Here is a 12,257-nt window from a genome sequence, read left to right on the forward strand (position 1 = left end):
CGCTGGATGATTTAATCGATCACAGCTGTCTTATTATTAATGAAAATAACAACACCTTTGGCCATTGGGCATTAACCGATGGCGAAAATAAAATCGTTTGTCGTCTGAATAGTCATTACTCATCGAATAGTGGGAAAGTGATTTTGAATTGGGCTTTAAAGTCGCATGGCATTGCGTTGCGATCGGCCTGGGATGTCGCACCTTATTTAAGCGAAAATAAATTGGTGCACGTTTTACCGCAGTGGTATCAGGAAGCGAATGTTTGGGCGGTTTACACGCAACGTGCTTCTGAATCGCCGCGTATTAAAGTGTTTATTGATTTTCTCGCTGACTATTTTGCAGAAAAAAGCCTGCCGATGATGAAGGGCAGGCTGTAAATTCTAATAAATTAAACATTAGCCATAAGCCACTTTGCTATTGATATGATACAAAGTCGCGGTAGCCGCCATGATATGTTGACCATCGTGCGCCGGTTCGTGTGATTCCACTTCGGTAATGTGATAACCCACCGCGCCGGCAGCAACGGCTTTCTTCACAAAGGCGTCATTCAGCTCTTCCATTGAGGTCGCCCAGCTTACGGAAGTAAATCCTACCGGATGAATTGATGAAAGTTCGCGATGAGTTAAATCAGCGCGAATTAAAACGGGTTTAACAGATTGCGGTGTGAAAATAGATATTACGTCATTAATTAATTGTTTCATGGCGATACTCCTCGCAAATAGTCGCTGAACCCATGGCCGCAGCTACGAATCTTTCAATTGTTGATAATGCGCTTAAACCCTAAATGTTCACGACAGGTGATCATTGCCTGTGAAGTTAATAAACACCTTTTCAGGTAAAGCGTTTTAGCTTTAATTGCTAATTAGATGTTAAGAAAGATTCAGCCACAACTCATTCAAACTTACGCGACTATTTTTGCATCTGGTTACATTTGGCGGAAAAAATAAGGTCGCCATGAATGGCGACCCTACGGTTATTTCACGGGATTTTGTAGGTGCGCCATTCATGGCGACCGACTAAAACTCGCGCTGCCCGCCCAGTTCGATGACCCTATTCGGCGGGATATTAAATTGCTCATGCGCGCGCTGTGCATTGCGTTGGCAGAAGTGGAAAATACCGCCTTTAACCCGCATCAAACCTTTTCTCTTCTTCATCACCAGCGTGTCGTGCGAGGTGAAGAACGAGGCTTCATTGACGGTACAACCAAATCCTTCCAGCCCGCACAGATGCAGGATCTCTGCCATTGATGGCGTCTCGCGCCAGCCGTAAGCGGCGGTTACTTGCCAGAACGACGGCGACAACTGGGTGATGCTCAGGCGCTTCTGGTTGTAGACGCGCGGGATATCGGTGGTGCGGATATGCAGCAGCACCACACGTTTATGCAGTACGCGGTTGTGTTTGAGGTTGTGCAGCAGCGCCTGCGGAATCTCATGCTCTTTACGTGAGAGGAAGATTGCCGTGCCAGCTACGCGACTCGGCGGATTGGTTTCCAGCGATCGCACCAGCGCCTGCAGGCTTTCGGGATCGTTATTCAGTTTGCGGATCAGGCGATTACGCTCGCTGCTCCAAATGAGCATCAATCCCATCATACTCAGCGCCAGCAGCACCGGCACCCAACCGCCGGAGAGCAGCTTCATCAGGTTGGCGCTGAACAGCGGCACATCAATGCTCAACATACACAGCAGGAAAATCAGCGCCACCGGCAGCGGCCACTTCCAGTTACGCAGCGCCACCACACCCGCCAGACAAGCGGTAATCACCATGGTGCCGGTCACCACGATGCCGTACGCCGAAGAGAGTGCAGAAGATTGACGGAACGCCAGCACAATCACCGTTACTGCCACAAACAGCAGCCAGTTCACCACCGGAATATAGATCTGGCCGGATTCAGTATGCGATGTGAAAATGACGCGCATCGGCGGCAGGAATCCCTGACGAATCGCCTGATGCGTCAGCGTATACACGCCGCTAATCACCGATTGCGCCGCAATCACCGTCGCCAGCGTAGACAGCACAATCAGCGGAATCTGTCCCCAGCCCGGCGCGAGATTAAAGAACGGGTTATTGATGGCCTGCGCATCGGCAATCACCAGCGCGCCTTGACCAAAATAGTTGAGCACTAGCGCGGGCATGGCGATCACCAGCCACGCCATGCGAATTGGCGCTTTGCCCAGATGTCCCATATCGGCGTACAGCGCTTCCGCACCGGTTACTGCCAGCACCACCATGCCGAGCGCGGCAAACGACAACGCTTTGTGGCTGAGCAAGAACGTCAGCGCATACGAAGGGTTGAGTGCATACAGCACCTCAGGATTGAGCAAGATGCCGCGAATACCCAGCAGAGCAATCGACACGAACCAGACAAACATCACCGGGCCGAACACTTTACTGACCTTTTCGGTGCCGTGTTTTTGAATGATGAACAGCAGCGTAAGAATCGCCACCGCCAGCGGCACCACATATTTATCCAGCTCAGGCGACACCACTTCGATACCTTCAATCGCCGACAGCACCGAAATCGCCGGAGTGATCACGCCATCGCCATAGAAGAACGCGCCGCCAATCAAGCCCGCTAACACAATGATATGCGATGCTTTGGGCCCGACATGCTGGCGTGCCAGCGACATCAGCGTTAACACGCCGCCTTCGCCATCATGATCGGCACGCATCACGAAGCAGACATATTTCAGCGTCACGATCAGCGTCAGCGCCCAGAAAATCAGCGATAAAAACCCCATAACCGCAGTAGTGGAGATCGCGCCGTTAGGCAAAATGGAGAGGCACTCTTTGAGGGTGTACAGCGGGCTGGTGCCGATATCTCCAAACACGATCCCCGCGGCCGCCAGCATGCCAGCAGGCAAGGACTGTTTTTCACTCTGACTCATAGATTTCCTGTGTTTTATCAGGGTTGAGGCTAATGAGGGCGAACATACCTGTTTGCGACCGATGCGAACAGTGGCAGGCTAATTTACGTACAGCATTTTTACGCCAATGACCGATATTTTTACACCATTTTTATATGGCGCTTATTTTATGAACTGAGCTTAGCTGATTAACGCGGGAAGCAGTGGAAGGATAGATGAAGTTATGCTTGTCACGGTCGCCATGAATGGCGACCCTACAGTGGTTTGCCGGTGTGCATTGATGCGCACCGGCATACATAGGCTTAATTAAACCGTAAATTACCAGCCTTTAATAATATCGCCTTTGTAGATCTCGTTAGCTTTATCCAGCACTTCCTGCGACTGGAAAGCCTGTTTCAGCTTCTGCACGTTGGCGCTGTCTTTATTATCTTCACGCGCCACAATCGCATTCACGTAAGGCGAGGCTTTGCCTTCCATAAACATGCCGTCACGCGAGGCGGAGAGATTCACCAGCGCGGCGAAGTTGTTGTTGATGATCGAAATATACACCTGTGGATCGTCCAGCGTACGCGCCAGCTGCGGCGTATCGACTTCAACAATCTTCAGCTTCTTCGGATTATCGGTGATATCCAGCGTGGTTGGCAGCAGGCCCGCTTCCGGTTTCACTTTGATTAAACCTTGCGCCTGCAACAGCAGCAGGCTGCGGCCAAGGGTGGTGGCTTCGTTGGAGATGGTCACGGTGGCGCCATCCGGTAATTCTTTGAGCGATTTAATCTTGCGCGAGTAACCCGCAATCGGGAACACGAAGGTGTTGGTGACAACGGCGAAGTGGTAGCCGCGCTCTTTGGATTGCATCTCCAGATAAGGCAGGCTCTGGAAGGCGTTGGCATCGACATCTTTGTTGAACAGCGCTTCATTCGGCTGCACGTAATCATTGAAGGCCACCACATCGACATCCAGCTGATATTTGTCGTGCGCAACTTGCTTCACGGTATCCCACAGCGCCTGATCAGGTCCGGTGTTAATGGCCACTTTGATTTGATTTTCATCGTTTTTATTACAGCCACTAAGTAGCGCCACGGAAGCAGCCAGCAGAGTCGTGAGTAAAATTTTCTTCATTGCGCAGATCCCCTCTTAACGTAGGGAACGGACTATAATGGATGTTTAGACGTCTGTACATCCATCTGCGGCGCGTTTGCTTACAATTCGTTCAGGCGTTCAAGCGGGCAATATATTTCTCGCCCGACTGCATCACGATTTGCTGCGCATCAGCGAGAATTTCCCGCTGTTCAAATGCGCCATAAAGGCGAGCAAATTTTAGTGCCGCCAGCCGATGTGTAATATCACTCACCGCAGTAACTGATAACGGCAGCATATTTGGATAGCTCCACATAAACGACACCGCATTAGCGCCGGGCGTGACTTGCACAATATCGCCGCTCAGCAACACGCCACCATCCTGCGCCCAATGCAACACGCAGCCGCCGGCAAAATGTCCGCCGAGACGAATCAACCTCACCTTCGGCACAATTTCCAGCTCGTCATGTTGCCAGATCGAGATATGCGGGCTTTCGCGCATAATCCATTCACTGTCGTTGGCGTGCAGATAAATTGGCGCATCGAACGCCGCCGCCCAATCCTGCATGGTGCTGTAATAGTGCGGATGCGAAATAGCGATGGCGTGAACACCGCCTAGCGCGGTGATAATCGCTTTAGTGGCTTCATCGAAATTAGCGATGCAATCCCACAGAATATTGCCGTGCGGCGTTTGCAGCAGAAATGCGCGTTGATTTATGGCGAAGTTGGGTACGGTTTGTAGGCTAAATAAGTTGGCAGCATGTTGCTGCCATTTATTGCAATGCGTGGATTGCAGGCTTTTCAGTGAAGTCCATTTTTGCCCGCTGGCAGGCACAAATTGCCGTTCGTCTTCACATATTTTGCAGTGTTCGATTTTATTCTGTTGCTCATCGTACGATGTGCCGCATGCCGTGCAGATTTTGATCATCTTGCATTCCTCTCTTCTATTTGAGATTCATTCTAGAAGCCGAAATCAGGACGTGCGCAGATCACCATCGATTGTATTAAGGGCGTCGCACCGCATTTGGGGTGTAAGAGGAAAGTGGGCATTCCGTAGGGTCGCCATTTATGGTGACCAAGTGCGCATGAATGCGCACCCTACGAAATCGGGCTGTGAAGCTAAAGTTGCGGCTGCAACTGATAAATCCACGCCGTGATCAGCTCGCCATTGCTGGTGGTGACATCAACTTCCACCCGATCATAGCCATCTTCAAACTCATCCAGCATCGGCCAATGCGGTTCAAGCATGTCAGACATAAACAGATAACCCGGCACGCGCGGGCCGTTTTCCTGCAGCACAATGCCGGGGAAATCCGCTGCTGCGCCCCAGCCGCGTTCATAGAAGGTGCCAGAAACCGATCCCGCCAGCCATTCGCCGCCGATGTTTTCCAGAATATGCGCATTCGAATGGCCTGGCTGCAGCGTACCGTAAACAAATAAACGTTTCATTTTCCCTCGTAAAATCAAGCAAAAGAGTGACTTTACCTATCGGCGATGACGATGTCATCAATCGCCCAATATGCGATGTGCGATGCCTTAAAAGTGGCTATTCTGAAGGACCCGCGATGAGAGGTAAAAGATCAATGTTGAATAGTTCGAGCATTTCTCGCTGCAATATAAAAAGCTACCCGCAATCCGCTCAGTTTGATGGCAAAAGGTTTAACAATAAGATCCCACGCCAGCAGTTAGGATTGACTGAATTCGCCAAACTATTCTGGGATTTTGCCTTTAATAAACCGAAAAACACCGCTCCTGAAGCTGCGCTGCCGTTAATACAACTCGACGCGCAGCAGCTTGCAGCGGCGGCGGATAACAGCGTATTTCGCCTTGGTCACTCTTCATTGCTGTTTAAAATGCAGGGGAAATATTGGCTGACCGATCCGGTATTTACCCAGCGCGCGTCGCCGTTTAAGTGGTTTGGTCCCAAACGCTTCCAGCCTGCGCCAATAGCGCTAGAAGATTTACCGCCAATCGAAGGGATCATTCTTTCGCATGATCATTATGATCATCTGGATTATCACACCATTCTGCAGCTCAAAGATCGTGTGCGTTATTTCCTGACGCCGCTTGGCGTGGGCGATTTGCTGCTATCGTGGGGCGTTGCGCAGGAGAAAATTACCCAGCTGGATTGGTGGGAATCAAAGAATATCGGCGGCATTCATTTTGTTGCGACGCCATCGCAGCACTTCTCTGGCCGTGGAATTTTCGATAGCAATAAACGTTTGTGGTGCTCATGGAGCATTATCAGCGATGATTTTCGCCTGTTCTTTGGCGGGGATTCTGGTTATTTCGACGGATTCAAACAGATCGGCAATAAATTTGGACCATTCGATATGGCTTTTCTGGAAAACGGCGCGTACGACCGCCGCTGGGCCGATATTCATATGTTGCCGCAAGACACCATCAAAGCCTTTATCGATCTCAACGCGAAATGGCTGTTCCCGATTCACAATGCCGCTTTCGATTTAGCATTCCACCAATGGAACGAACCGCTTAATCAAATCGTGGCGCTGGCGCAGGAACAGCAAATTAACGTGTCGATGCCGCAGATCGGGCAGGGCGTGCAATTTTTGCAGCCGCAGCAAGAGAAACCGTGGTGGTAAAAAGAGGCCCGATTGCCAGGCAATCGGGTTATCCGGTTATTTCGTCATACAGGTTGCGCAGTCGCGTGCGCAGAAATAAAACCGCTTTGTGCTTGCGCGATAATAACGTCTGCACGCTGCTGCCGCTCTCTTCAGCCAGTTCGTTATAGCTGTAGCCGATTAGTTCGGTTTTCTCGAACACTTCACGCTGCGCGTCCGGTAATTCGGCTAATGCTGCCTCCAGTTCTTCCCACAACAACGTTTTGAGATATTCATCTTCCGGCGTTTGCGGCACGCCAAATAAAGTTTCTGCCAGCTCATCTTCCGGGAAATCATTTTCTTCATTGCCGCCGAAAAAATCGGCCAGCGGCAGCTCACGCTTTTTCCGTGCCCGATCGGTCATTTCATTGCGTGCCGCCCGGAACAGCCAGGCGGCGACATTCTCCACCGGCTGCTCCACCTGCATCAGCTTATATGTGACTTCCTGCAAGATGTCGTCGGCATCTTCACGCACTGCGGTTCGTCCGCGAATAAATGCATTTAGCTTGGTGCGACAGGCGGTGATTGCCGACATCAGCAGTGAATTCTGCGGCATCTCGCTTACTCGGCGTCGCTGGATTTAGGCGGGCTATTCTCCGGTTGTGGGCGCGCTTCGCCTCGCTCATCACGACGACCATGCCAGTCGCAACGATCGTGGTGTCCACGATGACCAAAGCGATTGCGGCGATGCTGCATAAACTCTTCGCGCTGTTCCGGCGTCATCTGCATCCAACGTTCATGCATGCGGCGACGTGCCATACCAAACATGCCAGGACGGAATCCCAAACCGCCAAACAAGATGCGGCACAATGCCAGCAAACCCAGTGCCTGCCAGAAGCCGATGCTTTTCACGCCGATAATGTCGGGCAGCAACGCATTCCACAGCGACATCACCAGTAAGCCCAGAGCGGCGATGATCACCGCGCCCATCAGCAGCGGCTTCGCCAGGCGATGACCGCCAAAGTGATCACGATGACCGTGTCTGTGCATATCAAAATCTCTCATTGTTTTTGTCCTCATTAGATTAACGGATAACTGCTGGTGATGAGGTAGACGAATGAGCGGTGAGAATATTGCTAAAAAATTTAAAAAAAGAAAAAGGCTGCCGGATGGCAGCCTCGAATTACAGACTATTTGTTGAAGAATCAGCGTTTTGCTTTATCCCTCCGTGGTCTAATTACAATATCTGCAATTTGCGTATCTTCCGGACTGTCCACGATAAAGCGTACGGCGCGTGCCACTGAAGCTGCATCGAGATATTCCAGAGGATTGATCGGCGCATGGTTGCCCGCGCGGGCACGCGAGGCCTGATTCATCGGCGTATCGGTTGGGCCAGGCGCGACTGTCGCGACTCGCACGCCATGTTCGCTCTCTTCGCTACGCAGCGCATGCGCCAGCGCGGTGAGAGCAAATTTCGAGGCGGAGTAAATAACGTGTCCTGCTAACGCCAGCGTCCCAGAACCGGAGTTGATAAACACCACCTTGCCCTGCGAGGCGCGCAGGGCTGGCAAGGTTAAACGCGTGAGTTCAGCAGGCGCGATGACGTTAATATTCAGGTGCTGTTGCCACAGTTCTGGCGTGGCGGAGAAGGTGGTGCTGAGTATCGAGATCGCTGCCGAATGCACCAGCACGTCAACCCGATCCAGCGTGGCGGTGAACGAGGCCACAGCGGCAAAATCCGTGATATCCAGCGCCAGCGGAATTACGTTGGTGACCTGTTCCAAAACCTGCAATGTTTGCTGATTGCGACCGATGGCGTAAACCTGATGATCCGCTGCCAATAACTTCACGGTTTCCAGGCCAATACCGCTGTTGCCGCCGGTGACAATCGCCACCGGTAATGCTGATGCTGTCATAAGTTCCTCTCCTGTTGATGATTTCAAGCTAAGGAAAAGGACTGCTGCAGGCAAATGCCTAAACTGACTATGTTTACCTGGTGCGCATGAATGCGCATTCGTTGTAGGGTCGCCATTTATGGCGACCAATATCAAAAAAATCACACCATCAACTCACGCATAAACCCCAAATCATGCTGTTGTTCGAGCTGCATCAGTTGCTGATAGATATTCCCAGCGTTGGGCAGATCCGCGCAGCAGTCATGAAATTTAGCCTCGCGCTCCACTGCGCTAAAAGGTTCATCGTGCGCGCCGCGCGCATGCCGACGTGAATGCACTACTTCGCGGCCATCTTTAAAGCGCAATGTGAGAATGTGCGGTAAATCGCGGCTTTCCGCTTCCTGTTCTGTCGTCCATGGCGAAATGCTGATACTTGCCATCAGCGCGTTATCCGTCTGCGCCCGCACGCTTTGCGCGGTAAAGTCAGTGACGCTCAGCGCCCCTTTTTCCAGCATCATCGCCACACAATATTGCATCGAGAAGCGCGCCTGCATTTCATCCTGCGGCTGCGTGTAGGCAAGGTTGCGCCAATTGGCGATCCCCACCTGACAATGCACGCTTTCGATATCGTCCAGTGCTAGCGTTTGGCGCTGCTGCAAATCGGCAATCGCGTCAAGAATGCGATGCGTTGAACCGCAGCACGGATGCTTTTTCGGCATCACGCCCACGCGCTCAATGACATGTTCATTTTCACCAGGCAACGCGGAAACACTGAGTTTCCCAGCGTACAACTCGGCAAAACCCTGCGCACATTCGATGATATCAGCGCGGCCTTGCATGCCGGTTTGCGCCAGCAGCGCGGCATCGACGGCGTTACGTGCGGCCATTCCGGCATGAAAGGGTTTGAGCGACGTGCCGAACTGTCCTTTCACACCGCTGGCGAGACTCACCGCGATGCTGAGTGCGCGCGCAATGCCCGCCGCATCCATGCCCAGCAGCGCCGCAACGCCCGCCGCGCTGCCGATACAGCCGACGGTGGATGTGCCGTGCCAGCCGGCGGTGTAGTGCTGATAGCCAATCGACTCGCCCACAAAGGCCTGCGCCTGTAGGCCAATCAGGTATGCGCGGATAAGTTGCGCACCGTCGCATTGTTGCGCCACCGCCAACAGTGCGGGCACCAGCACTGCCGAGGCGTGACTCATGCCGGGTGCAAAGTTGTCGTCATAATCGATGGCGTGCGCGGCGGTGGCGTTAAACAGCGCATCCAGCGAGCGGGTGCGCGGCTGTTCGGGCCAGGCTTGCAGCACCGCGCGGGTTGAGAAATCATTGCGTCCCGCGACCATGCAGCCAAGAGTATCGGCAATGGCATCGCAGGCTAGCTGGCGTGCGCGAGGCGAAAAGGCGGGCGGCGTGGCGCACCAATGCGCCAGGGTTTCAATAAGTGTCATGATCGAATCCTCAAAGTCAGGCCTCACTGGCCGCGAGAAACTCACGCGTGTAGTTTTCCTGCGTCAGCCCTTGCCGCACGTTGTCGGCGCTCAGCTCTTCCAGCAGTTTGCCGTGATGCATGATGCCAATACGGCTGCACAGATGCGTAACTACGGCTAAATCGTGCGTCACCATCAGGTAGGTCAGCCCACGCTGGCGGCGCATGTTGCTGAGTAAGTTGAGGATCTCCGCTTGCACCGACACATCCAGCGCCGACGTCGGTTCATCCAGCAGCAGCACCGAGGGCTCAAGAATCAACGCGCGCGCAATCGCCACGCGTTGCCGCTGTCCGCCAGAGAGCTGATGTGGATAGCGATAGCGGAAGGCATCGGAAAGCCCCACCGCGTGCAATACCTCGCTGATGCGCGCTTCATGGCGATCCAATCCGTGCAGCTTGAGCGGTTCACGCAGGCTGCCCCACACCATTTTGCGCGGATGCAGTGAGGCATACGGATCCTGAAACACCATCTGCACCTGGCGGTAAAAAGCTTTGTCGCGCTGTGGCTGCTGCTCGCGGTTATTGAACAGAATATGGCCGTGATAATCGTGATTAAGGCCGGCCAGCGCGCGCAAAATTGTCGATTTGCCGCAGCCGGATTCACCAATCAACCCGTAACTTTCGCCGTGCGCCAGCGTAAAACTCACGCCATCCACCACCTGACGACGACGCGTTCCGCTGCCGAAAGCGATGGTGAGATCGACCAGTTCAATGCTGCGTTCTGCCGTTGGGATCATATTCATAGCGCCACTCCATCGCGGTAGCAGGGACCGTTAAGCCAGCTGGCTTCACGTAGCGGCACGCGCAGCATCTCAACCGGCTGATGCAAACGCGGCTGGCTGGCTAACAGCGCTTGCGTATAGGGATGTTGCGCCTGTTCGAGGCGGTCGGCGCGGATCTCTTCGACGATGCGCCCGGCGTACATCACCAACACGCGATCGCAGAAGCGTGAGACCAGATTGAGGTCGTGGCTGATAAACAGCAGCCCGGTTTGGCGGCGCGCCAGTTGCTCGTTGAGAATGCTCAACACCTGCTGGCGCACCGTCACATCCAGCGCCGACGTCGGTTCATCGGCAATGATCAAATCCGGCTCGGGGATCAGCATCATGGCAATCATCACGCGCTGTCCCATGCCGCCGGAGATTTCATGCGGATAGCGCTGCGCGACGCTCTCGACATCGCGAATATGCACCGATTCCAGCATTGCCAGCGCCCGCTGGCGTGCTTCGCTTTTACTAACGCGACGATGCAGCCGCCAGGCTTCCGCCACCTGATCGCCGATGCGCATCAGCGGGTTCAGTGAGAAGCGAGGATCCTGCAGGATCATTGAGATGCGATTGCCGCGAATAGTGCGCATCTGTTTTTCGCTGCAGCTGAGCAGGTCGATATCGCCAAACTGCATCTGATCGGCGCTGGCGTGGCCGATTTTCGGCGTCAGCTTCAGCAATGCGCGGCAGGTTTGTGACTTGCCTGAGCCCGATTCGCCGACGATCGCCACTTTTTCACGACCGACCTGAAAGCTGACGTCGCGCACCGCGTGTTGTTCGCCGTGCGCGCTGCGGAACACGATATTCAGGTTCTTGACCTGAAGCAGGGAATTAGTCATGGCGAATATCCATTACGTCGCGCAGGCCATCACCCAACAGGTTGAAGGCAAGGCTGGTGAACAGGATGGCTAAACCGGGAATGGCGGCAACCCAGCCGTTGTTAAGCATGAATTCACGGCCGGAAGCCAGCATCGCGCCCCATTCCGGGCTCGGCGCTTGTGCGCCGAGGCCAAGAAAACCGAGTCCTGCGGCGGTGAGGATAATCGCCGCCATATTGAGCGTGACGCGCACCACCACGGAAGGCAGGCACATCGGCACGATATGGCGCACGATGATGTGCCACGACGATGCGCCTTGTAAGCGCACGGCAGCGATGTAATCCATTTTGCGGATGGCCAGCGTTTCGGCGCGCGCCAGACGCGCAATCGGCGGCCACGATGAGAGCGAAATCGCGATGATGGCATTCTCGATGCCGGGACCAAGCGCGGCGACGAACGCCAGCGCCAGAATCAGACTGGGAAAGGCGAGGAAAATATCCACCAGCCGCATCAAAACGGTATCGACCCAACCGCCGAGATAACCGGCGGTGGTGCCGACCAGCAGCCCGAGCGGCGTAATAATCAAGGCGGTCAGCCCGGCGATATACAGCGTGATGCGCGCGCCATACAGCAGGCGACTGTAGATATCGCGGCCCAGCTCATCCGTGCCGAGCCAATGTTCAGCGTTGGCGGGTTGCAGGCGCAGCGCTAGATTTTGTGCGTAGATATCGTGGCTGGCGATCCACGGTGCCAGCAGCGCGGCAGCGATAATCACCAGTAACACCAGCA

The 12,257-nt window shown here is 53.9% G+C and carries 14 protein-coding genes; 2 read left to right on the forward strand and 12 right to left on the reverse strand.

The window, feature by feature from the left end; genetic code table 11:
* Positions 1-377, forward strand: a 377-nt coding sequence (locus RTY00_RS09855) for a LysR substrate-binding domain-containing protein (RefSeq protein WP_312664296.1), incomplete at its 5' end; no start/stop codon positions are given.
* A gap of 18 nt (positions 378-395) precedes the next feature.
* On the opposite strand, the gene RTY00_RS09860 is transcribed toward RTY00_RS09855, so the two are convergent.
* From RTY00_RS09860 to RTY00_RS09880, 5 genes are all read right to left on the reverse strand, one after another.
* Positions 396-701, reverse strand: a complete 306-nt coding sequence (locus RTY00_RS09860) for a DUF1471 domain-containing protein (protein WP_008106813.1) — start codon at positions 699-701, stop codon at positions 396-398.
* Between the two features lie 315 nt (positions 702-1,016).
* On the reverse strand, positions 1,017-2,885 hold the full coding sequence (gene kup, locus RTY00_RS09865; RefSeq protein WP_312664297.1) for a low affinity potassium transporter Kup: 1,869 nt from the start codon (positions 2,883-2,885) through the stop codon (positions 1,017-1,019).
* Between the two features lie 297 nt (positions 2,886-3,182).
* Complete coding sequence (locus RTY00_RS09870) at positions 3,183-3,983, reverse strand: MetQ/NlpA family lipoprotein (protein ID WP_312664298.1); 801 nt, start codon at positions 3,981-3,983, stop codon at positions 3,183-3,185.
* A gap of 91 nt (positions 3,984-4,074) precedes the next feature.
* Positions 4,075-4,869: an MBL fold metallo-hydrolase gene (locus tag RTY00_RS09875; protein WP_312664299.1), complete on the reverse strand. Its 795-nt coding sequence runs from the start codon at positions 4,867-4,869 to the stop codon at positions 4,075-4,077.
* A 191-nt stretch (positions 4,870-5,060) separates the two neighbouring features.
* The gene (locus tag RTY00_RS09880) at positions 5,061-5,390 is read right to left on the reverse strand and encodes a gamma-glutamylcyclotransferase family protein (protein ID WP_312664300.1); all 330 of its coding nucleotides are present in this window, start codon (positions 5,388-5,390) and stop codon (positions 5,061-5,063) included.
* Positions 5,391-5,632: 242 nt separating this feature from the next.
* Here RTY00_RS09880 and RTY00_RS09885 point away from each other — a divergent pair, with 242 nt between their 5' ends.
* Positions 5,633-6,544 (forward strand): MBL fold metallo-hydrolase, encoded by a 912-nt coding sequence (locus tag RTY00_RS09885; protein WP_312664301.1) that lies wholly within the window; start codon positions 5,633-5,635, stop codon positions 6,542-6,544.
* A gap of 28 nt (positions 6,545-6,572) precedes the next feature.
* Here RTY00_RS09885 and RTY00_RS09890 read toward each other — a convergent pair whose 3' ends face one another.
* The 7 genes from RTY00_RS09890 to RTY00_RS09920 form a co-directional block, all read right to left on the reverse strand.
* The gene (locus RTY00_RS09890; RefSeq protein WP_312664302.1) at positions 6,573-7,118 is read right to left on the reverse strand and encodes an RNA polymerase sigma factor; all 546 of its coding nucleotides are present in this window, start codon (positions 7,116-7,118) and stop codon (positions 6,573-6,575) included.
* A gap of 5 nt (positions 7,119-7,123) precedes the next feature.
* Entirely contained in the window at positions 7,124-7,567 is a 444-nt protein-coding gene (locus RTY00_RS09895) for a hypothetical protein (RefSeq protein ID WP_312664303.1), read from the reverse strand.
* Positions 7,568-7,707: 140 nt separating this feature from the next.
* A complete protein-coding gene (locus RTY00_RS09900) occupies positions 7,708-8,418 on the reverse strand; it encodes an SDR family oxidoreductase (RefSeq protein ID WP_312664304.1) in 711 nt (236 codons plus the stop codon).
* A gap of 140 nt (positions 8,419-8,558) precedes the next feature.
* The gene (locus tag RTY00_RS09905; protein WP_312664305.1) at positions 8,559-9,845 is read right to left on the reverse strand and encodes an MmgE/PrpD family protein; all 1,287 of its coding nucleotides are present in this window, start codon (positions 9,843-9,845) and stop codon (positions 8,559-8,561) included.
* A 16-nt stretch (positions 9,846-9,861) separates the two neighbouring features.
* Complete coding sequence (locus RTY00_RS09910) at positions 9,862-10,626, reverse strand: ABC transporter ATP-binding protein (RefSeq protein WP_312664306.1); 765 nt, start codon at positions 10,624-10,626, stop codon at positions 9,862-9,864.
* The gene (locus RTY00_RS09915) at positions 10,623-11,489 is read right to left on the reverse strand and encodes an ABC transporter ATP-binding protein (RefSeq protein ID WP_312664307.1); all 867 of its coding nucleotides are present in this window, start codon (positions 11,487-11,489) and stop codon (positions 10,623-10,625) included. Before RTY00_RS09915 ends, RTY00_RS09910 begins: the two co-directional genes overlap by 4 nt.
* Positions 11,482-12,255 (reverse strand): ABC transporter permease, encoded by a 774-nt coding sequence (locus RTY00_RS09920; protein ID WP_312664308.1) that lies wholly within the window; start codon positions 12,253-12,255, stop codon positions 11,482-11,484. Before RTY00_RS09920 ends, RTY00_RS09915 begins: the two co-directional genes overlap by 8 nt.
* Between the last annotated feature and the right edge of the window lie 2 nt (positions 12,256-12,257).

This window comes from Pantoea sp. CTOTU49201, assembly GCF_032054795.1.
Lineage (GTDB): Bacteria > Pseudomonadota > Gammaproteobacteria > Enterobacterales > Enterobacteriaceae > Pantoea > Pantoea symbiotica.

What these genes read in the sequence shown, in the direction of transcription:
- kup (WP_312664297.1), bottom strand. Translation starts at nt 2,885, where the DNA reads ATGAGTCAGAGTGAAAAACAGTCCTTGCCTGCTGGCATGCTGGCGGCC.
- RTY00_RS09905 (WP_312664305.1), bottom strand. Translation starts at nt 9,845, where the DNA reads ATGACACTTATTGAAACCCTGGCGCATTGGTGCGCCACGCCGCCCGCC.
- RTY00_RS09860 (WP_008106813.1), bottom strand. Translation starts at nt 701, where the DNA reads ATGAAACAATTAATTAATGACGTAATATCTATTTTCACACCGCAATCT.
- RTY00_RS09890 (WP_312664302.1), bottom strand. Translation starts at nt 7,118, where the DNA reads ATGCCGCAGAATTCACTGCTGATGTCGGCAATCACCGCCTGTCGCACC.
- RTY00_RS09910 (WP_312664306.1), bottom strand. Translation starts at nt 10,626, where the DNA reads ATGAATATGATCCCAACGGCAGAACGCAGCATTGAACTGGTCGATCTC.
- RTY00_RS09900 (WP_312664304.1), bottom strand. Translation starts at nt 8,418, where the DNA reads ATGACAGCATCAGCATTACCGGTGGCGATTGTCACCGGCGGCAACAGC.
- RTY00_RS09870 (WP_312664298.1), bottom strand. Translation starts at nt 3,983, where the DNA reads ATGAAGAAAATTTTACTCACGACTCTGCTGGCTGCTTCCGTGGCGCTA.
- RTY00_RS09880 (WP_312664300.1), bottom strand. Translation starts at nt 5,390, where the DNA reads ATGAAACGTTTATTTGTTTACGGTACGCTGCAGCCAGGCCATTCGAAT.
- RTY00_RS09895 (WP_312664303.1), bottom strand. Translation starts at nt 7,567, where the DNA reads ATGAGAGATTTTGATATGCACAGACACGGTCATCGTGATCACTTTGGC.
- RTY00_RS09915 (WP_312664307.1), bottom strand. Translation starts at nt 11,489, where the DNA reads ATGACTAATTCCCTGCTTCAGGTCAAGAACCTGAATATCGTGTTCCGC.
- RTY00_RS09875 (WP_312664299.1), bottom strand. Translation starts at nt 4,869, where the DNA reads ATGATCAAAATCTGCACGGCATGCGGCACATCGTACGATGAGCAACAG.